Here is a 20,951-nt window from a genome sequence, read left to right as displayed (position 1 = left end):
ATGGTTGTATCGTCCCGCATTCGTTTTCTGCTCTTACTCCCCCTTCTTACGGCCGGAGCCGTTCACGGTGCGCCGCGTTCCTTTATCCAGCAGGCACAAAATCCTTTTGATAATAACGGGGATAATCTGCCCGACCTGGGTATGGCTGCTCCCTCAGGGGAAGGGGAAAAGCACCTGGCCGAAATGGCGAAAGCCTTTGGTGAAGCCAGTATGACCGACAACGGCCTGACAACGGGCGAGCAGGCGCGTCAGTTTGCCTTTGGTCAGGTGCGCGACGCGGTGAGCGGCGAAGTGAACCAGCAGATTGAGTCCTGGCTGTCGCCCTGGGGGAACGCCAGCGTCAATTTACTGGTGGATAACGAGGGCAAATTTAACGGCAGCAGCGGGAGCTGGTTTATCCCCTGGAACGATAACAACCGTTACCTGAGCTGGAGCCAGCTTGGCCTGACGCAGCAGACGGATGGCCTGGTCAGTAACGCCGGAATCGGCCAGCGCTGGGTCGCCGGAAAATGGCTGCTGGGCTATAACACCTTCTACGATAATCTGCTGGACGAAAACCTGCAGCGTGCCGGACTGGGCGCCGAGGTGTGGGGGGAGAATCTGCGCCTGTCAGCGAACTATTACCAGCCGTTTGCCGGATGGCGCGACAGATCTGATGTTCAGGAACAGCGAATGGCGCGGGGATATGATGTCACCGCCAAAGCCTGGCTGCCGTGGTTTCATCACCTGAACACCAGCGTCAGCGTCGAGCAGTATTTTGGCGACAACGTTGATCTCTTCAACAGCGGAACCGGCTATCACAACCCGGTGGCGGTCAATCTTGGGCTTAACTATACCCCGGTTCCGCTGGTCACGCTGACCGCCGCGCATAAGCAGGGTGAAAGCGGCGAAAGCCAGAATAACCTCGGCCTGAAGCTTAACTACCGCTTTGGCGTGCCGCTGGTAAAGCAACTCTCCGCCAGTGAAGTTGCGGCCACGCGTTCTCTGCGTGGCAACCGCTATGATTCCCCCGAGCGCAACAGCCTTCCGATTATGGAGTTCCGCCAGCGTAAAACGCTGTCCGTCTGGCTGGCAACGCCGCCGTGGGATCTGAAAGGGGGGGAAACCGTCATGCTGAAGCTACAGATTCGTAGCACGCACGGCATCCGTCAGATCCACTGGCAGGGCGATACCCAGGCACTGAGCCTGACGTCGCCCGGGAAGGGTAACAGCAGCGACGGCTGGAGCGTGATTATGCCTGCCTGGAATGAGGCAGAAGGCGCGACAAACCGCTGGCATCTTTCGGCGGTAGTGGAAGATGAGAAGGGCCAGCGCGTCTCGTCCAATGAGATCACGCTTGCGGTGGTGCAGCCGTTGATCGCTATACCTGACGACGACCCGCGCTGGAAGCTGCTGCCGGATGAGTAATCCTTAAAAAATGCGTTCCTGATGTACCCACACGGCGGCCTCAACGCGGGATTTTAACTTCATTTTCTTCAGCATATGCTTCACATGCACTTTGACCGTGCTTTCGGTGATATCCAGACGGCGGGCGATCATTTTATTCGGCAGCCCCTGGGCAATTAGTTTGAGAATATCGCGTTCGCGCGGTGTTAACTGGCTGACGTCACGGTCAGACGTGGCGCGGTTGGCCCGCAGGCTGGCGGCCAGCACCGGCGTCAGGGCTTCACTCAGCACCATCTCGCCGGCCGCAGCCTGCTGCAGTGCTTTAAGCAGATCTTCCGGCTCCATATCTTTCAGCAGATAACCATCCGCGCCGCGCTTCAGCGCCGTGACCACATCTTCTTCATGGTTCGAGACGCTAAAGACGACGATGCGTCCGGAAAGCGATTTTTCCCGCAGCTTGTCGAGGGTCTCCAGGCCGTTCATGCCGGGCATGTTCAGATCGAGCAGGATCAGATCGGGATCGAGGGACTCGGCGAGCTCAATGCCCTGTTCCCCGTTGCTGGCTTCGCCAACTACGGTAATATCGGGTGCCATGCTGACCAGCTGTTTTACGCCAGTACGCAGCATCGGATGGTCGTCGATCAACAGGATGGATGCCGGTTCCTGATTAGTCATGGGTTTCTCCTTGAGAAGTTGTAAGCGGTTTTTCGGGAATAAAGGTGACCACGACTTCCGTGCCACCCGTCTCTCTCCGGCGAACCTGACAATCACCGCGCAGGCTTTGGGCGCGGTCTCGCATAATGATTAAACCATAGTGGTTCGTGCGCTCGGCATTTTCCGGCACGCCGCGGCCGTTGTCGTGAACCGTGAGTCTGACCTGGTTAGCGTGCTGGCTGACGGTGACCGTGACCGCCGTCGCTTCCGCGTGTTTAAGCACGTTGCTGAGCGCTTCACGGGCGATCTGCAGTAGATGAATGGCCTGATGTGACGGGACAAATCGCGGCGGCAGCTGGTAATCCAGCTTCACCGGGAACCCCAGCCGGGCGCTAAACTCCTGACAGCTGGCTTCCAGCGCCGGACGCAGGCCCGGCTCGGTCAGCTGCAGGCGGAAGGTGGTCAGCAGCTCACGCAGCTGTACCCAGGAGGTATTCAGCTCGTTGCGTATCTGGCTGAGCAGCTGTTTATTACTGTCCGGCATCTGCGCATCCTGCATCTGCAGGCAGCTTACCTGCATTTTCATACAGGAGAGCGACTGGGCGATCGAGTCATGCAGCTCGCGGGCGATGGTGGCGCGTTCTTCCATAACGATGAGCTGCTGCTGTTTTTCCTGATGCCTGTCGAGCGCCAGCGTGGCCGTTAGCTGTTCAACCAGCGTATCAACCAGCTGTTGCTGATCGTGGCTCAGGTGACGCCCGGCGGGCAGGGTCGCCAGCAGAATACCGTACTGGGTATGGCTGTCCGTTAGCCGCCATTTCAGCGTCGTGCCGCCAGTGGTCGACGGCGGCAGGCCGCGAGGGCATAAATGACAGCCTTTATCATCACAGGACATGTCGGACTGACAGGTAAACTCCTGATGATTATCTTCATCTTCCACGTCGTAAACGCGCAGTTCCAGGTCATGCAGCAGGGTCAGATTTTGCAGGCCATTCAGCACCGGGGAGAGGCGTTCACAGAGCGGCACCTGCATGTGCAGCCGGCGGTTGGCCTGCCACAGGAAAGAGAGGATTTCGTTTTTCTGCTCCAGCCCGGCCGTTTTTTCCTGTACGCGCTGCTCAAGCACCGCGTAGCTTTCGGACAGCTCTGCCGACATGGTGTTGAGCGCCTGGCCGAGCATCGCCATTTCGTTGCGTCCGCTGATGTGCGTGCGCTGGGTAAAATCCCGGGCGGTTACCGCCCGGGCCATGGCCAGCAGCTGTTTCCACGGATTCAGCAGCCGCGCGCGGAGCCAGATAATGGTGAAGATCAGCAGCAGGCCCATAAACAGGGCCATGGCACGGTGTACCATCACCACCCGATCGATGCGTAATTCAGTGGTTTGGTCAAAAGAGGAGACCAGGGCATCAATGCGTGAGACAAAACCCGCCACGTCCTGCGCGACCGTCTCCGGGCTTTGCGCCTGTTTCAGTCCGGGGTCCAGTTGGGTGTGCCAGTAGCCCTGAAGGGCTTTAAGCTGGGATTGCTGACCGGCGCGGATGGCTGCATTTTCCAGTTCAGGACTGAAAGCCGTGCGCTCCATTTCATCAATGAGAGGCTGGTCGTCCTGCGTCAGAGGCACCGACGCCAGCAGACGGTAACTCTGCATGCGTAGCGAGCCTGCCTCATTGATGGCATGCGCATTACCCTGTACCCCTTGTACCAGCCAGCCGGAAATCGCCATGCCGGTCACGCCGAGTGCTGTGGACAGCAAAACGATCAGGGCTAACTGATTGACGAGTGTCAGCGGTGATAAACATCTTTTTAACATAGAGTTGCCGGGCTCCTGACGTGGCCTGCTTGCAGGAATGGCGCTATTCTGGTGCATACCCTGGAGTATACCCATACCTATAAATGATTACTCCTAAATTGTCAGTGGAGTATGCGTCAGAGGGTAGGGGAAGCAGGGACGCGTCAGCGCCGTGAAAAACAACGTCTTTTTGACCTGATTTGCCTACTCACTAAGGATAAGACCTTTTTTCGTGCCGCAAATCCTCGCACTTTTCCTTTGATTTATATCAACTTACCGCCGCCCTAAAACCCTAATGTTTGCAGCATCATTCGAGAATCAGAGGTGTCTATGAGTCACTCATCCGCTCCCGAAAGGGAAAATGGTGCCGTTATTACAGACTGGCGTCCAGAGGATCCGGCGTTCTGGCAACAGCGCGGCCATCGTGTAGCAAGCCGGAATCTGTGGATTTCCGTTCCGTGTCTGTTATTAGCGTTTTGCGTATGGATGTTGTTTAGTGCAGTGGCGGTAAATCTGCCAAAAGTTGGGTTTACGTTCACAACCGATCAGCTGTTTATGCTGACCGCGTTGCCGTCACTGTCTGGCGCGCTGCTGCGCGTTCCTTACGCCTTTATGGTGCCGGTCTTTGGTGGCCGTCGCTGGACGGCATTCAGTACCGGGATCATGATCGTGCCTTGCGTGTGGCTCGGCTTCGCGGTGCAGGATACGTCCACGCCGTTTAGCGTGTTCGTGATCATCTCCCTGCTGTGCGGTTTTGCGGGTGCGAACTTCGCCTCCAGTATGGCGAACATCAGCTTTTTCTTCCCGAAAGCGAAACAGGGTGGCGCGCTGGGCATTAACGGTGGTCTGGGCAACATGGGCGTGAGCGTGATGCAGCTGATCGCGCCGCTGGCGATCTCGGTGTCCATTTTTGCTGCCTTTGGTGGCGGTGGCGTTGAACAGGCGGATGGTTCTTCCCTCTACCTGCAGAACGCCGCCTGGATTTGGGTGCCGTTCCTGGTGGTCTTCACCCTGGCAGCGTGGTTCTTTATGAACGATCTGTCTGCGTCGAAGGCGTCACTGAGTGAACAGCTGCCGGTGCTGAAACGTGGACACCTTTGGGTTATGGCGCTGCTGTATCTGGCCACCTTCGGGTCGTTTATCGGTTTCTCTGCCGGTTTCGCCATGCTGTCGAAAACCCAGTTCCCGGACGTGCAGATCCTGCAATTCGCCTTCTTTGGTCCATTTATTGGCGCGCTGGCTCGCTCACTGGGCGGCATGGTTTCTGACCGTCTGGGCGGTACCCGCGTGACGCTGGTGAACTTTGTCGTGATGGCTGTCTTCTGTGCGTTGCTGTTCCTGACGCTGCCAGCGGACGGACAGGGCGGAAACTTCATCGCCTTCTTCGGCGTGTTTATGGTGCTGTTCCTGACGGCCGGTTTGGGGAGTGCGTCCACCTTCCAGATGATCTCCGTGATCTTCCGTAAGCTGACGATGGATCGCGTGAAAGCGCAGGGTGGAAGCGAAGAGCAGGCGATGCGTGAAGCGGCGACGGATACCGCTGCTGCGCTGGGCTTTATCTCTGCCATCGGTGCCATTGGCGGCTTCTTTATCCCGAAAGCGTTCGGTATTTCGCTTGACCTGACCGGTTCCCCGGCGGGTGCGATGAAAGTGTTCCTTGTGTTCTATATCGCCTGCGTTGTGATTACGTGGCTGGTATATGGCCGTAATACCAAGAAAAATAAGTAAGTGTGATTATCCGTTTGCGCGGCCTTGGGGCCGCGTTTTTTTGTTCTGGAAGTAGTTACAACATACTGATGGGTTTCACAGAAGTGCGCCGGTAACACTGTGATCGCCGTCGCCTTGCAGGGAGGTCTACCCCTTAATACCTGAGATGTTAAATTTTGCCGTGGTTATTGTACGATGAAATGAAAATATCATTAAAAATCATATTATTATGAATTTTTAAAATCTACCGCTTTGGTGGTATTTTGCCTAACCCCACCCCTGAAAGTCCCTCGTCGTCTTGATCGTTATCAATTCTCCTCCTCTTTCAGAGCGTTACCTTCGCTGCAAATCAGCAATGTCGATTTAGAGAGCCACAGGCTCCACACAGGAGATACCCGATGAGCAAATTTTTGGACCGGTTTCGCTACTTCAAACAGAAGGGTGAAACTTTTGCCGATGGGCACGGCCAGGTTCTGGATACCAACCGGGACTGGGAAGACGGTTACCGTCAACGCTGGCAGCATGACAAAGTTGTCCGTTCTACCCACGGCGTAAACTGCACTGGCTCATGTAGCTGGAAGATTTTCGTTAAAAACGGTCTGGTGACCTGGGAAATGCAGCAGACCGACTATCCGCGCACCCGCCCGGATATGCCGAACCACGAACCGCGCGGCTGCCCGCGTGGCGCCAGCTACTCCTGGTATCTCTATAGCGCTAACCGTCTGAAATACCCGCTGATGCGTAAGCGTCTGATGAAAATGTGGCGTGAAGCGAAAGTGCAGCACAGCGATCCGGTTGATGCCTGGGCGTCCATCATCGAAGATGCGGATAAAGCGAAAAGCTTTAAGCAGGCTCGCGGCCGCGGTGGCTTTGTTCGTTCCTCCTGGAAAGAGGTAAACGAGCTGATTGCCGCCTCTAACGTCTACACTGTCAAAACCTACGGCCCTGACCGCGTGGCAGGCTTCTCGCCGATCCCGGCGATGTCGATGGTCTCTTACGCCTCCGGTGCGCGCTATCTGTCACTGATCGGCGGCACCTGTCTGAGCTTCTACGACTGGTACTGCGACCTGCCGCCTGCGTCTCCGCAGACCTGGGGCGAGCAAACCGACGTGCCGGAATCTGCTGACTGGTACAACTCAAGCTACCTCATCGCCTGGGGTTCTAACGTTCCGCAAACCCGTACCCCGGACGCGCACTTCTTTACCGAAGTCCGCTACAAAGGGACCAAAACCGTTGCGATCACCCCGGACTATGCGGAAATTGCCAAACTGTGTGACCTGTGGCTGGCACCGAAACAGGGTACCGACGCCGCGATGGCGATGGCGATGGGCCACGTTATGCTGCGCGAATTCCACCTCGATAAACCAAGCCAGTATTTCACCGACTATGTACGTCGCTACACCGACATGCCGATGCTGGTGATGCTGGAAGAGCGTGACGGTTACTACGCCGCTGGCCGTACGCTGCGCGCCGCCGATCTGGTGGACGCGCTGGGCCAGGAAAATAACCCTGAATGGAAAACCGTTGCGTATAACAGCAACGGCGAGCTGGTGGCACCTAACGGCTCTATCGGCTTCCGCTGGGGTGAGAAGGGCAAGTGGAACCTCGAACAGCGTAACGGTACCACCGGTGAAGAGACGGAACTGCGTCTCAGCATGCTGGGCAGCCAGGACGAGATCGCCGAGGTCGGCTTCCCGTACTTTGGAGGCGAAGGATCAGAGCATTTCAACAAGGTTGAACTGAAAAATGTTCTGATGCATAAACTGCCGGTTAAACGCCTGCAGCTGGCTGATGGCTCAACGGCGCTCGTCACTACCGTTTACGATTTGACCATGGCGAACTACGGTCTGGAACGGGGTCTGAATGATGAAAACTGCGCAACCAGCTATGACGACGTAAAAGCCTACACCCCGGCATGGGCGGAGCAGATCACCGGCGTTCCTCGCGCACAGATTACCCGTATCGCCCGCGAATTTGCAGAAAACGCGGATAAGACGCACGGTCGCTCAATGATCATCGTCGGCGCGGGTCTGAACCACTGGTATCACCTCGATATGAACTATCGTGGCCTGATCAACATGCTGATCTTCTGCGGCTGTGTCGGTCAGAGCGGCGGCGGTTGGGCCCACTACGTAGGCCAGGAAAAATTGCGTCCGCAGACCGGCTGGCAGCCGCTGGCGTTTGCCCTTGACTGGCAGCGTCCTGCACGTCACATGAACAGTACCTCGTACTTCTATAACCACTCCAGCCAGTGGCGCTACGAGACGGTTACCGCGCAGGAATTGCTGTCGCCAATGGCGGATAAATCCCGCTACAGCGGCCACCTGATTGACTTCAACGTCCGCGCTGAGCGCATGGGCTGGCTGCCGTCTGCGCCGCAGCTGGGTACTAACCCGCTGCGCATCGCGGAAGAGGCGAAAAAAGCTGGAATGTCACCGGTGGATTACACCGTTAAGTCCCTGAAAGACGGCTCAATCCGTTTCGCGGCTGAACAGCCAGAGAACGGCAAAAACCATCCGCGTAACCTGTTCATCTGGCGCTCCAACCTGCTGGGCTCGTCCGGTAAAGGTCATGAGTACATGCTGAAATACCTGCTCGGTACCGAGAACGGTATCCAGGGGAAAGATCTCGGCAAGCAGGGTGGCGTGAAGCCGGAAGAGGTGGAATGGAAAGACAACGGTCTGGACGGCAAGCTGGATCTGGTGGTGACCCTCGACTTCCGTCTGTCCAGTACCTGCCTGTATTCCGATATCGTGCTGCCAACCGCGACCTGGTACGAAAAAGACGACATGAATACCTCGGATATGCATCCGTTTATTCATCCGCTGTCTGCCGCGGTTGACCCGGCGTGGGAGTCGAAAAGCGACTGGGATATCTACAAAGATATCGCGAAGAAATTCTCTGAAGTGTGCGTCGGGCATCTGGGCAAAGAGACCGACGTGGTGACGCTGCCAATCCAGCACGACTCTGCGGCAGAGCTGGCGCAGCCGCTGGACGTCAAAGACTGGAAAAAAGGCGAATGTGACCTGATCCCGGGCGTGACCGCGCCGCACATCATTCCGGTGGAGCGTGATTACCCGGCGACGTACGAGCGATTTACCTCTATCGGTCCGCTGATGGAGAAAATCGGTAACGGCGGGAAAGGGATTGCCTGGAATACCCAGAGCGAAATGGATCTGCTGCGTAAGCTCAATTACACCAAAGCGGACGGCCCGGCGAAAGGCCAGCCAATGCTGAACACGGCGATTGATGCCGCAGAGATGATCCTGACCCTGGCGCCGGAAACCAACGGCCACGTGGCGGTGAAGGCGTGGGCAGCGCTGAGCGAGTTTACCGGTCGTGACCACACGCATCTGGCAACGAATAAAGAGGAAGAGAAAATCCGCTTCCGCGATATTCAGGCCCAGCCGCGCAAGATTATCTCCAGCCCGACCTGGTCAGGACTTGAAGATGAGCATGTCTCCTATAACGCCGGTTACACCAACGTTCACGAGTTGATCCCATGGCGCACGCTGTCCGGTCGTCAGTCCCTGTATCAGGATCACCAGTGGATGCGTGACTTCGGTGAAAGCCTGCTGGTGTACCGTCCGCCAATCGACACCCGCTCCGTAACCGCAGTTATGGGCGCGAAATCCAACGGTAACCCTGAAAAGGCGCTGAACTTCCTGACGCCGCACCAGAAGTGGGGGATCCACTCGACCTATAGCGACAACCTGCTGATGCTGACGCTTTCGCGCGGCGGTCCAATTGTCTGGATGAGCGAGACGGATGCCAAAGATCTGGGTATTGAAGATAACGACTGGATCGAGGTGTTTAACAGCAACGGTGCTCTGACGGCGCGTGCGGTGGTGAGCCAGCGCGTACCGGCCGGGATGACCATGATGTACCACGCGCAGGAACGTATCGTTAACCTGCCGGGGTCAGAAATCACCGAACAGCGCGGCGGGATCCACAACTCCGTGACCCGTATTACGCCGAAGCCGACCCATATGATCGGGGGCTATGCGCAGCTGGCCTACGGCTTTAACTACTACGGCACCGTAGGATCGAACCGCGATGAGTTCGTGGTGGTACGTAAGATGAAGAACATTAACTGGTTAGACGGCGAAGGTAATGACCAGGTACAGGAGAGCGTAAAATGAAAATTCGTTCACAAGTCGGCATGGTGCTGAATCTGGATAAATGCATCGGCTGTCACACCTGCTCGGTCACCTGTAAAAACGTCTGGACCAGCCGTGAAGGTATGGAGTACGCCTGGTTCAACAACGTGGAAAGCAAGCCGGGTACCGGCTTCCCGACCGACTGGGAAAACCAGGAGAAGTGGAAGGGCGGTTGGATCCGTAAAATCAACGGCAAGCTGCAGCCGCGCATGGGTAACCGCGCGATGCTTCTGGGAAAAATCTTCGCTAACCCGCATCTGCCGGGCATTGAGGATTACTACGAGCCGTTTGACTATGACTACCAGAACCTGCACAACGCGCCAGAAAGCAAACACCAGCCGATCGCGCGTCCTCGCTCGCTGATCACCGGCAAGCGCATGGACAAAATTACCAGCGGTCCAAACTGGGAGGAGATTCTGGGCGGCGAGTTCGAAAAACGCGCCAAAGACCAGAACTTCGAGAACATGCAGAAGGCGATGTACGGCCAGTTCGAAAAAACCTTCATGATGTATTTGCCTCGCCTTTGCGAGCACTGCCTGAACCCGGCGTGCGTGGCGACCTGCCCAAGCGGCGCCATCTACAAGCGTGAAGAGGACGGCATCGTTCTGATCGACCAGGACAAATGCCGCGGCTGGCGTATGTGCATCACCGGCTGCCCGTACAAAAAAATCTACTTCAACTGGAAGAGCGGGAAATCAGAGAAGTGCATCTTCTGCTACCCGCGTATCGAAGCAGGTCAGCCAACCGTCTGCTCCGAAAGCTGCGTAGGCCGTATCCGCTACCTCGGCGTGCTGCTGTATGACGCAGACGCGATTGAAAATGCCGCGAGTACCGAGAACGAGAAAGATCTGTATCAGCGTCAGCTTGACGTGTTCCTTGACCCGAACGATCCGAAAGTCATTGAGCAGGCGCTGAAGGACGGTATTCCACAGAGCGTTATCGACGCGGCGCAACAGTCACCGGTGTATAAAATGGCGATGGACTGGAAGCTGGCTCTGCCGCTTCATCCGGAATACCGCACGCTGCCGATGGTCTGGTACGTGCCGCCGCTGTCGCCAATCCAGTCTGCTGCCGATGCAGGCGAGCTGGGCAGCAACGGCATTCTGCCGGACGTCGAGAGCCTGCGTATCCCGGTTCAGTATCTGGCAAACCTGCTAACCGCAGGGGATACCCAGCCGGTACTGCTGGCGCTGAAACGTATGCTGGCGATGCGTCACTTTAAGCGTGCGGAAACCGTTGATGGCGTTAACGATACCCGCGCGCTGGACGAGGTCGGTCTGACTGAAGCACAGGCCCAGGAGATGTACCGCTACCTGGCAATTGCCAACTATGAAGACCGTTTCGTGGTGCCGAGCAGCCACCGTGAACTGGCTCGCGAGGCCTTCCCGGAGAAAAATGGCTGTGGCTTTAGTTTTGGCGACGGTTGCCATGGGTCAGACAGCAAATTCAACCTGTTTAACAGCCGCCGCATCGACGCCATGGATGTGACCAGCAAAACGGAGCCGCACCAATGATTGAACTCGTCATTGTTTCGCGTCTGCTCGAGTATCCGGATGCTGCGCTTGCGCAGCATCAGCAGGAGCTTTTTGATGCACTCGCGTCATCTGAAAACCTGGATAAAGAGGATGCCCAGACGCTGGGCGTTTTCCTCCGCGACCTGTTAGCGCGCGATCTGCTCAACGCGCAGGCGGACTACAGCCAGCTGTTTGACCGTGGCCGTGCAACGTCGTTACTGCTGTTCGAACACGTTCATGGTGAATCCCGCGACCGGGGTCAGGCGATGGTGGACCTGATGGCACAGTACGAACAGCACGGCCTGATGCTCGACAGCCGCGAGCTGCCGGACCATCTGCCGCTGTACCTGGAGTATCTGGCTCAACTGCCGAAAGACGAGGCGCTGGGCGGTCTGCAGGACATCGCGCCGATCCTGGCGTTGCTCAGCGCGCGTCTTCAGCAGCGTGAGAGCCGCTATGCGGTGCTGTTCGACCTGCTGATGAAGCTGGCAAACGCCGCTGTCGACAGTGAAAAAGTGGCGGAGAAAATCGCGGATGAAGCCCGCGATGATACCCCGCAAGCGCTGGATGCGGTCTGGGAGGAAGAGCAGGTGAAATTCTTTGCTGACCAGAGCTGCGGCGAGTCTGAAATCTCCGCTCACCAGCGTCGTTTTGCCGGGGCGGTCGCTCCGCAATATTTGGATATCTCTAACGGAGGACGGCACTAATGCACTTCCTGAATATGTTCTTCTTTGACATTTACCCGTATATCGCGGGCACCGTGTTCCTGGTGGGAAGCTGGCTGCGTTATGACTACGGCCAGTACACCTGGCGTGCTGCCTCCAGCCAGATGCTGGATCGTAAGGGGATGCACGTCGCGTCTAACCTGTTTCATATCGGGATCCTCGGGATTTTTGCCGGGCACTTCCTCGGGATGCTGACCCCGCACTGGATGTACGAAGCGTGGCTGCCGATTGAGGTGAAACAGAAGATGGCGATGATCGCGGGCGGTGCCTGCGGCGTGATGACCCTCGTCGGGGGCCTGCTGTTGCTGAAACGTCGTCTGTTCAGCCCGCGTGTGCGGGCAACGACCACCGCGGCGGACATCCTGATCCTTTCCCTGCTGGTGGTGCAATGCGCGCTGGGTCTGCTGACCATTCCGTTCTCGGCGCAGCATATGGACGGCAGTGAAATGATGAAGCTGGTCGGCTGGGCGCAGTCCGTGGTGACTTTCCACGGTGGCGCGTCCGAACACCTGGACGGCGTGGCGTTTATCTTCCGCGTTCACCTGGTGCTGGGGATGACGCTGTTTGTGCTGTTCCCGTTCTCCCGTCTGGTACACATCTGGAGCGCGCCGGTGGAGTACCTGACACGCAAGTATCAGATTGTGCGTGCCCGTCGCTAATTCACCGTTTTAATACCAACCCCGCACTCGCGGGGTTTTTTTTCGCCCCAGCCCAGGTTGTTGCCCGCTGCGGCAAACAGGATTAACGCACCACCCGCCAGCTGCGTCAGGTTCAATGCGTGTCCGAACACCAGATTATCTACAATAATTGCCACCACCGGATAGATAAACGACAGGGAGCCGGTCACCGGCGTTGGCAGTTTCTGGATCGCGCTATACAGCAGTTGATACATAATACCGGTATGGACGATGCCCAGCGTCAGCAAGATCGGCCAGGGAAAATCGACGGAGAGCGACTGCTGGCTGGCAAAAGGCAGCAGCATCACCACGCCGGTCAGCACCTGGATAAAAGCGATATGCTGTGGGGCGATTGTTTTGAGTTTGCGCGCAATGATTGCCGTCAGCGCATAGAAGAAGGCCGCGGCCATGGCCAGACCAACCCCTGCGAGCCATTTACTGTTATGGGCTCCGGTCAGCTCACTGGAGAGCAATATCACCACTCCGCCAAAGGCGAGGAACAGCCAGCCCCATTTTACCAGGCTGACGCGCTCACCTAAAAACATCCCCATCAATACCAGCATAAACGGCTGGGTGTTATATACCACGGTAGACAGGCCAATAGAGATACGTTCGTAAGCGGCGAAAAGCAGTAGCCAGTTCACAACTAATGCCACACCCCCGAGAATCGCCAGCATCAGCGTGGTGCGGGTGAGGGGACTAAAGGGCTTTTGACTGACCCGGATAAAAATAAAAAGTGTTATGGCCCCAATAAGACAGCGCCAGAAGACCACTTCCGTGACGGGCAGACCGGAGAGTAAAACAAACGCACCGATAGAGCCGGAAATTAACATCGCCAGGCTCATTTGCCAGACGCCTTTATGGAAATCACGCATTATCCACCTCCTGATTTAATGACCTTATTGTCGAAAATCGCTGTCGGGTTTTACAGGGGTGATATAAGGTGAAAGAGAGTGATGACTTTTTAAAATGAGGCAAAATCGATGGAAAACCTTCTCGATGAGATCGACAGACACATATTAACCTGCCTGGTTGAAGATGCGCGCATGTCGCTGAAGGTGCTCAGTGGCCGTATCGGTTTGACCTCACCCAGCACGGCAGAACGGCTGAAAAGGCTGGAAGAACGCGGTGTGATTCAGGGATATCGTGCGCGGGTGAATCTGGCGGCGTTGGGATATACGCTGCAGGCGCTGGTGCGCGTGCGGCCGCTGCCTGGGTTGCTGCATAAAGTGGATAAGTACATTCAGGCGATGCCGGAGTGTATTGAGAGCGACAAAGTGACCGGGGAAGATTGCTTCGTGATCAGGCTGGTGGTGCGCTCGATTGAGCAACTGGATATGTTGCTGGACGGGCTGGCGGAGCATGCGCAGTGTAATACGTCGATTGTGAAGAGTTCGCCGGTGAAGCGACGATTGCCACCGATGTAGCTGCCTGTCGCCGGGTGGTGGCTGCGCCTTACCCGGCCTACAACGGCTTAGTCGAAGCTTCTCATCCTTCCCCATAACGGAAATGCATGAGGTCGAGTGCGAGCAGATAATTCAGAGGTGTTTGGAAATGATGGTGGTGGGGGAAGGATTCGAACCTTCGAAGTCGATGACGGCAGATTTACAGTCTGCTCCCTTTGGCCGCTCGGGAACCCCACCAGGGGTAATTCACATTTTGAGGTAATGCTGAGAGATGGTGGTGGGGGAAGGATTCGAACCTTCGAAGTCGATGACGGCAGATTTACAGTCTGCTCCCTTTGGCCGCTCGGGAACCCCACCACGGGGTAATGCTATTTACTGGCCCGCTTCCTGCTGGAAGCGGGGCGCATCATATCAAATGACACGCCCCTGTAAAGCGTTACCACAATAAAAATAAACTGGTTGCATGATTTTTACGCGCAAAGCTGGAAAGCTAACCAGTTCATTTCATTGTCGATTAAAGAATAATCGTTCTGTTACCGTAGACAAAGACACGCTGTGCCAGCACCTGATACAGCGCACGGCTTAACACATTCTTCTCAACGTCACGGCCAGCGCGCATCATGTCTTCAGCCGTGTAGGTGTGATCCACGTGAATGACGTCCTGCATGATGATTGGGCCTTCGTCCAGATTGTCATTCACGTAGTGCGCAGTCGCGCCGATGATCTTCACGCCGCGCTCGTACGCCTGATGGTAAGGGCGGGCACCAATGAAGGCTGGCAGGAATGAGTGGTGAATGTTGATGATCTTGTTCGGGAAACGCGCCACGAAAGAGGGCGTCAGCACGCGCATATATTTCGCCAGCACCACGTAGTCCGGATTATGCGCTTCAATGGCTTCAGCCATCAGGTTGTCATGCTCTTCACGGGTATGGCCTTCATGGCTCACCAGTTCAAACGGAATATCAAACCGTTCAACCAGCGTGCGCAGGGTCTCGTGGTTGCCGATAACCGCGGCGATTTCAACATCCAGACCGCCGTAATTGGCTTTCATTAGCAGATCGCCCAGGCAGTGAGCTTCTTTCGTCACCAGAATCACAACGCGACGACGGCCCGCTGGATTCAGCTCACGCACCGAACCTTCCGGCAGCGCGCTGTCCAAATCGGCAAGCAGGGTGGTGTCGTTGAAAATACCTTCCAGTTCGGTTCGCATGAAGAAACGACCGGTACGGTGGTCAACGAACTCGTTGTTCTGCACGATATTCAGTTCATGTTTGTAGCAAATGTTGGTAATTCGTGCGATCAGCCCTTTTTGATCGGGACAGATAGTGCGCAGAACTTTACGTTGTAATGATTGCATCGCCGGGAAATCCTGTTTGTATTTGCGAAGTCTGGGTTGTCAGGCGTTACTGCCCGCAACACTTTTTAAATTTTTTACCTGAACCACAAGGGCAGGGATCGTTACGACCAAACTGTGGGCGCGTACCGTCAATATAATACCATTGCCCGCTTTCCTTTAAGAACCGGGAACGCTCGATAATGGCGCCAGGTTTATTGTTCTCGGTAAAGCGGGCGACAAAGCTGACAAAGCCTTCGTCGTCGTGACTGCCGGATGACGATTCAAAGACGGTAAGTCCTAGCCATTGGGTATGCGTAAACCCGGCTTCGATCTCTTGTCTGAAGTCGGCGGCGTGGCAGGATGGGTGCCAGGTTTTTATCAGGTAGTCTGCGTCTTTGATCACAAAAGCAGTATACCGTGAACGCATGAGGTGTGACGGGTCCGGTGCAACCTGATTGCCAGAAAGATATCGCTGGCAACATAGGCTATACTCCAGAGCGCTACCACAGGGGCAGAGTTGAGACACGATTCTCTTCCTGGAATAAAAAATAAGGGCGTTAAACGCCTCGGGTAGCACTATGTTAACTGAGCTGTTGCGTTGACGCTATGTCAGGAATCCAGGGGAAGTAAAACAGGGCTAATGAGAAAGGTTAAAATTGGACTGGCGCTGGGCTCAGGTGCAGCCCGGGGATGGTCCCACATCGGCGTGATTAATGCCTTAAACAAGATGGGCGTTGACGTCGATATCGTTGCGGGATGTTCCATAGGATCGCTTGTCGGCTCCGCGTATGCGTGCGGCAAACTCCCGGAACTCGAAACCTGGGTACGTTCCTTCAGCTACTGGGACGTGCTTCGCCTGATGGATCTCTCCTGGCAGCGCGGTGGACTGTTGCGCGGCGAACGCGTCTTTAAGCAGTTCCGCCAGGTTATGCCTCTTCAGGACTTCACGGATTGTCAGATGCCTTTCGGTGCCGTCGCGACGAATCTCAGCACCGGACGCGAACTCTGGCTGACCGAAGGAGATATTCACCTTGCGGTGCGTGCCTCATGCAGCATTCCCGGGCTTATGGCACCTGTCCCCCATAACGGTTATTGGCTTGTCGATGGTGGCGTCGTTAATCCTGTTCCCATCTCTCTGACGCGTGCCATGGGGGCCGATATCGTGATTGCCGTGGATTTGCAGCACGATGCTCACCTGATGCAGCAAGACCTTATGCCGGTCAATCTCCAGAGCGAAGATGCCGAAGGCGAGAAGCTTGCCTGGCACGCGCGTTTGCGCGGAAGAATTGGGCGTCTGGCCGCACGACGCTCGGTCGCCGCACCGACGGCGATGGAAATCATGACCACCTCTATTCAGGTTCTTGAGAATCGCCTTAAACGTAACCGTATGGCTGGCGATCCTCCGGATATTCTTATTCAGCCATACTGTCCACAAATCTCTACCCTTGATTTCCATCGGGCTGAGGCCGCCATCGCAGCGGGCTCATTAGCCGTCGAAAAGAAAATAGACGAGTTGCTGCCATTTGTGCGAACAGCACGTTAAGCACCTTTTTTTGACTACTTCAGCAAAATCTGACAGGCGATAGTACCGATAGCATGCCACTATTTAGTAACTATCAGCCAGGGGAGGAACCATGACGCAGCCATTGGCCGGAAAACACATTTTGATTGTTGAAGACGAGCCCGTTTTCCGATCGCTACTGGATTCATGGTTATCCTCACTGGGCGCAAACACGTTACTGGCTGAAGATGGCATCGACGCGCTGGAAAAAATGACCAGCATTGCGCCCGATCTGATGATTTGCGATATCGCGATGCCGCGCATGAACGGACTGAAACTGGTTGAACATCTGCGTAACGAGGGTGACCAGATGCCCATTCTGGTGATCTCTGCGACAGAAAATATGGCGGATATCGCCAAAGCATTGCGCCTTGGCGTCCAGGATATCCTGCTTAAACCCGTTAAAGATCTGAACCGGTTACGTGAAACGGTATTAGCGTGCCTCTATCCGAATATGTTTAATTCCCGCGTTGAGGAAGAGGAACGTCTTTTCCAGGACTGGGACGCGCTGGTAAGTGATCCGCCTGCGGCAGCCAAACTGTTGCAAGAACTTCAGCCACCCGTTCAGCAGACTATTTCACACTGCCGCGTAAATTATCGCCAGCTGGTGGCGGCTGACCAGCCTGGGCTGGTGCTGGATATTGCGCCACTGTCTGACTCTGATCTCGCGTTTTATTCTCTGGACGTAACCCGTGCAGGGGATAATGGCGTATTAGCCGCGTTGTTACTTCGTGCGCTATTTAACGGTTTATTGCAGGAACAGTTATCGCATCAGGGACAACGGCTTCCTGAGTTAGGCAGTTTACTCAAACAAGTAAACCAGCTTTTTCGTCAGGCCAATTTACCGGGACAGTTCCCGCTGCTGGTGGGTTATTACCATAGCGGTTTAAAAAATCTTATCCTCGTTTCAGCAGGTCTGAATGCGTCACTGAATACGGGTGAACACCATATTCAGGTGAGTAACGGTGTACCGCTTGGAACACTGGGTACGGCGTATCTTAATCAAATTAGCCACCGTTGTTCCTCATGGCAGTGCCAAATTTGGGGGGCTGGGGGAAGGCTACGCTTAATGTTGTCCACGGAATAAGCAACTGGAGCGTAATTTTAAGATTGCTTTACCTCTGTTTTCTCGGGAGTGCTACTATCGCAGCCCAGAATCATGCGTATTTGTCCTAATTGATCGGCAACGCGTTCTTTTCAGACCCGGACTGCAGGGCGAGGCTGATATACTCAACGCGTTATTTATTGCATAAAAGTTCAAAACTTGAACAAATCAGGAGAATTTGAATGGCTGCCCTAAATTCGAAAGTCAGAAAGGCCGTCATCCCGGTAGCGGGATTGGGGACCAGGATGTTACCAGCAACTAAGGCGATTCCTAAAGAGATGTTGCCTCTGGTTGATAAGCCATTAATTCAGTATGTCGTCAATGAGTGTATCGCTGCCGGCATCACTGAAATTGTGCTGGTTACGCATTCATCAAAAAACTCTATCGAAAACCACTTCGATACAAGTTTTGAACTCGAAGCCATGCTGGAAAAACGTGTTAAGCGTCAGCTGTTAGAAGAAGTTCAGTCTATTTGCCCTCCGCACGTCACTATTATGCAGGTGCGTCAGGGGCTGGCTAAAGGCCTGGGTCACGCGGTGATGTGTGCACACCCGGTTGTCGGTGATGAGCCGGTAGCGGTTATTCTGCCTGACGTTATTCTGGATGAATACGAATCCGATCTTTCCCAGGACAACCTGGCAGAGATGATCAAGCGTTTCGATGAAACGGGTAGCAGCCAGATCATGGTTGAGCCTGTTGATGACGTGACGGCTTACGGCGTGGTTGACTGCAAAGGCGTTAACCTTGAACCAGGCGAAAGCGTACCCATGGTTGGCGTTGTAGAGAAGCCTAAAGCCGACGTAGCGCCTTCTAATCTGGCGGTTGTGGGTCGCTATGTCCTGAGTGCTGAAATCTGGCCTCTGCTGGCGAAAACGCCTCCAGGCGCAGGGGATGAAATCCAGCTGACCGATGCTATCGATATGCTGATCGAGAAAGAGACCGTTGAGGCTTACCATATGAAAGGTAAGAGCCATGACTGCGGTAATAAGCTCGGTTATATGCAGGCTTTCGTTGAATATGGCATTCGCCACAATTCACTGGGTGAAGAATTTAAAGCCTGGCTCAAAGAGAGTATGGGTATTAAGAAATAACTCCCAGGTGTAAATGTCTGAAACCGGTGTGGCGTTGCCCACCGGTTTTTTTATGCCCATAAAACGCCCCGGGGTGCCTGATTGTAAGCATAGCTATATCGATGAATAACGCTTTATGACGTTGTGTAAGAGGATGTTTGCAATAAATTGCGGCCAAAAAAAAATCCCGCCAGAAGCGGGATTTTTCTGAATTCGGCGTGATTAATCCTTGATCAGGAAGTCATCCAGCTGTTTACCTTGCTCATCCATAGCTTTCTTGATTACAGCAGGAGTGCGGCCCTGGCCAGTCCAGGTTTTAGTTTCGCCGTTCTCATCAACGTAGCTATATTTAGCAGGACGCGCAGCGCGTTTTGCTTTGGTACCGGTTTTAGCTGCAGCCATGCTGTTCAGCAATTCATTTGGATCGATACCATCAGCAATCAGCATTTCACGATATTGCTGCAGTTTACGAGTACGCTCTTCGATTTCAGCAGCAGCAGCGCTTTCTTCTTCGCGACGTTCATTAACTACAACTTCTAATTTTTCCAGCATTTCTTCGAGCGTTTCAAGGGTACATTCTCTTGCCTGCGCACGAAGAGTACGGATGTTGTTCAGAATTTTAAGTGCTTCGCTCATTGTAGTAATCTCAAACTTATAATGGGGGGTGGTTTGTTGTCCTAATAATAGAGCCATAAATTCAGTTGTGCAATAGCCAGGAATGTAAGGAATTCAAAAAATACTAAATAAAGCCGCTATTATTAATTACGCTAACTTAAATTTCCTCTTCGACTGTGTGTCGCTTGTTATCACGTTAACCTGCTTAACCCCGCCGATTGCATCTTTTTTTTGTGACATTTACCGCAGGAATTATAGTTTCGGCGGATAAATATCAGCCTTTTGTATTAGTTCCAGGCTGGGGTGTTAAGGCAGGAATAGTTAATAAATAGTGAATTTTAATGAACGCTGATGCCACTATAAAAAGAAGTGTTATGTTTGGCTCACCCTATAACATATTCACAAATGAGCTTATCTTTACTCTCTGTTTTAACAGATTATTTTCGCCAGAAGTAGCTGTTTTACACCTTTCAGCAAGGCATCTTCTGTGCGGCCTGTCGCGGAAGACCAGACAAAATATGGTACAATGAATCATCGGTAATATTACACATTGATTAGGGTTTTACGGCCAATGGCACAGCTTTATTTCTACTATTCGGCAATGAATGCCGGCAAATCTACCGCACTGCTGCAATCCTCATACAATTACCAGGAACGAGGGATGCGTACCGTTGTTTATACCGCTGAAATCGACGACCGCTTCGGTGCCGGAAAGGTGAGTTCAAGAATAGGCCTGTCTTCGCCAGCCAGATTGTTTAACCCGCAATCTGACCTGCTGAATGACATCCGCGCTGCGCATGCGTCAGAGCCTATTCATTGCGTTCTGGTTGATGAGAGCCAGTTCCTGACGCGTGAACAGGTTCATGCGCTCTCCGAAGTGGTGGATGAGCTGGATATTCCCGTTCTGTGCTACGGACTGCGTACGGACTTTCGCGGGGAGCTGTTTGCCGGAAGCCAGTATCTGCTCGCCTGGTCAGATAAGCTCGTGGAACTGAAAACTATCTGCTTCTGCGGACGTAAAGCCAGCATGGTGCTTCGACTCGATCAGGCCGGAAAACCTTATGCAGATGGGGAGCAGGTGGTGATAGGCGGCAATGAACGCTATGTCTCGGTCTGTCGTAAGCATTATAAAGAAGCGCTGTCAGTCGGCTCTCTGACGGCGATTCAGCACGACAACAGAAAATAACCTCTTTGGTATTCAGACATAAAAAAACCCGCCTGGAAGGCGGGTTTTTTCATCAGGCTG

Annotated in this window: 17 protein-coding genes and 2 tRNA genes; 11 read left to right on the top strand and 8 right to left on the bottom strand. The window is 54.5% G+C overall.

From position 1 onward, the window contains the following. The gene (locus ACOTXR_RS11575; protein WP_058689885.1) at positions 1-1,407 is read left to right on the top strand and encodes a YchO/YchP family invasin; all 1,407 of its coding nucleotides are present in this window, start codon (positions 1-3) and stop codon (positions 1,405-1,407) included. Positions 1,408-1,410: 3 nt separating this feature from the next. On the opposite strand, the gene narL is transcribed toward ACOTXR_RS11575, so the two are convergent. Beyond that, positions 1,411-2,061 (bottom strand): two-component system response regulator NarL, encoded by a 651-nt coding sequence (gene narL / locus ACOTXR_RS11570; RefSeq protein ID WP_008499531.1) that lies wholly within the window; start codon positions 2,059-2,061, stop codon positions 1,411-1,413. After that, positions 2,054-3,850 (bottom strand): nitrate/nitrite two-component system sensor histidine kinase NarX, encoded by a 1,797-nt coding sequence (gene narX / locus ACOTXR_RS11565; RefSeq protein ID WP_058689886.1) that lies wholly within the window; start codon positions 3,848-3,850, stop codon positions 2,054-2,056. The genes narL and narX overlap by 8 nt, the downstream gene beginning before the upstream one ends. 309 nt (positions 3,851-4,159) lie before the next feature. Here narX and ACOTXR_RS11560 point away from each other — a divergent pair, with 309 nt between their 5' ends. The 5 genes from ACOTXR_RS11560 to narI all read left to right on the top strand — a co-directional run bounded on the left by ACOTXR_RS11560 (position 4,160) and on the right by narI (position 12,594). Next, positions 4,160-5,557, top strand: a complete 1,398-nt coding sequence (locus ACOTXR_RS11560) for a NarK family nitrate/nitrite MFS transporter (RefSeq protein ID WP_014884177.1) — start codon at positions 4,160-4,162, stop codon at positions 5,555-5,557. 377 nt (positions 5,558-5,934) lie between these two features. Next, on the top strand, positions 5,935-9,678 hold the full coding sequence (locus ACOTXR_RS11555) for a nitrate reductase subunit alpha (RefSeq protein WP_045135481.1): 3,744 nt from the start codon (positions 5,935-5,937) through the stop codon (positions 9,676-9,678). Beyond that, a complete protein-coding gene (gene narH, locus ACOTXR_RS11550) occupies positions 9,675-11,210 on the top strand; it encodes a nitrate reductase subunit beta (protein WP_058689888.1) in 1,536 nt (511 codons plus the stop codon). The genes ACOTXR_RS11555 and narH overlap by 4 nt, the downstream gene beginning before the upstream one ends. Beyond that, positions 11,207-11,917 (top strand): nitrate reductase molybdenum cofactor assembly chaperone, encoded by a 711-nt coding sequence (narJ, locus tag ACOTXR_RS11545; RefSeq protein WP_058689889.1) that lies wholly within the window; start codon positions 11,207-11,209, stop codon positions 11,915-11,917. Before narH ends, narJ begins: the two co-directional genes overlap by 4 nt. After that, positions 11,917-12,594 carry a respiratory nitrate reductase subunit gamma gene (narI, locus tag ACOTXR_RS11540; RefSeq protein WP_023330579.1) on the top strand — a complete coding sequence of 226 codons (678 nt, stop codon included), beginning with the start codon at positions 11,917-11,919 and terminating at the stop codon, positions 12,592-12,594. Before narJ ends, narI begins: the two co-directional genes overlap by 1 nt. Here narI and ACOTXR_RS11535 read toward each other — a convergent pair. After that, positions 12,591-13,487 carry a DMT family transporter gene (locus ACOTXR_RS11535; RefSeq protein ID WP_058689890.1) on the bottom strand — a complete coding sequence of 299 codons (897 nt, stop codon included), beginning with the start codon at positions 13,485-13,487 and terminating at the stop codon, positions 12,591-12,593. The two genes, narI and ACOTXR_RS11535, sit on opposite strands and share 4 nt — an antisense overlap. A gap of 108 nt (positions 13,488-13,595) precedes the next feature. Here ACOTXR_RS11535 and ACOTXR_RS11530 point away from each other — a divergent pair, with 108 nt between their 5' ends. Next, positions 13,596-14,039 (top strand): Lrp/AsnC family transcriptional regulator, encoded by a 444-nt coding sequence (locus ACOTXR_RS11530; protein WP_058689891.1) that lies wholly within the window; start codon positions 13,596-13,598, stop codon positions 14,037-14,039. Between the two features lie 131 nt (positions 14,040-14,170). On the opposite strand, the gene ACOTXR_RS11525 is transcribed toward ACOTXR_RS11530, so the two are convergent. The 4 genes from ACOTXR_RS11525 to ACOTXR_RS11510 all read right to left on the bottom strand — a co-directional run bounded on the left by ACOTXR_RS11525 (position 14,171) and on the right by ACOTXR_RS11510 (position 15,880). After that, positions 14,171-14,255 (bottom strand) — tRNA-Tyr (locus ACOTXR_RS11525). Between the two features lie 35 nt (positions 14,256-14,290). Further along, positions 14,291-14,375, bottom strand: a tRNA-Tyr gene (locus ACOTXR_RS11520). 157 nt (positions 14,376-14,532) lie between these two features. Continuing rightward, positions 14,533-15,375 carry a formyltetrahydrofolate deformylase gene (purU, locus tag ACOTXR_RS11515; protein ID WP_014884171.1) on the bottom strand — a complete coding sequence of 281 codons (843 nt, stop codon included), beginning with the start codon at positions 15,373-15,375 and terminating at the stop codon, positions 14,533-14,535. Between the two features lie 46 nt (positions 15,376-15,421). Further along, entirely contained in the window at positions 15,422-15,880 is a 459-nt protein-coding gene (locus ACOTXR_RS11510; protein WP_072205285.1) for a YchJ family protein, read from the bottom strand. A 114-nt stretch (positions 15,881-15,994) separates the two neighbouring features. Between ACOTXR_RS11510 and rssA the strand changes: the two genes are divergently transcribed. The 3 genes from rssA (at position 15,995) to galU (ending at position 19,111) form a co-directional block, all read left to right on the top strand. Continuing rightward, a complete protein-coding gene (rssA, locus tag ACOTXR_RS11505; RefSeq protein ID WP_200923885.1) occupies positions 15,995-16,897 on the top strand; it encodes a patatin-like phospholipase RssA in 903 nt (300 codons plus the stop codon). Positions 16,898-16,988: 91 nt separating this feature from the next. Next, positions 16,989-18,002 carry a two-component system response regulator RssB gene (gene rssB / locus ACOTXR_RS11500; protein ID WP_014884168.1) on the top strand — a complete coding sequence of 338 codons (1,014 nt, stop codon included), beginning with the start codon at positions 16,989-16,991 and terminating at the stop codon, positions 18,000-18,002. Between the two features lie 200 nt (positions 18,003-18,202). Then, the gene (galU, locus tag ACOTXR_RS11495; protein ID WP_045135479.1) at positions 18,203-19,111 is read left to right on the top strand and encodes a UTP--glucose-1-phosphate uridylyltransferase GalU; all 909 of its coding nucleotides are present in this window, start codon (positions 18,203-18,205) and stop codon (positions 19,109-19,111) included. A gap of 201 nt (positions 19,112-19,312) precedes the next feature. Here the strand turns inward: galU and hns are convergent, their stop codons facing one another. Beyond that, positions 19,313-19,726: a histone-like nucleoid-structuring protein H-NS gene (gene hns / locus ACOTXR_RS11490; RefSeq protein WP_008502781.1), complete on the bottom strand. Its 414-nt coding sequence runs from the start codon at positions 19,724-19,726 to the stop codon at positions 19,313-19,315. Positions 19,727-20,276: 550 nt separating this feature from the next. Here hns and tdk point away from each other — a divergent pair. Next, complete coding sequence (gene tdk / locus ACOTXR_RS11485; protein WP_045135478.1) at positions 20,277-20,891, top strand: thymidine kinase; 615 nt, start codon at positions 20,277-20,279, stop codon at positions 20,889-20,891. Positions 20,892-20,951 lie beyond the last annotated feature (60 nt).

This window comes from Enterobacter cloacae complex sp. IR53030 (assembly GCF_049238365.1).
GTDB lineage: Bacteria > Pseudomonadota > Gammaproteobacteria > Enterobacterales > Enterobacteriaceae > Enterobacter > Enterobacter kobei.
This window is presented reverse-complemented; position numbering and strand designations above follow the sequence as displayed.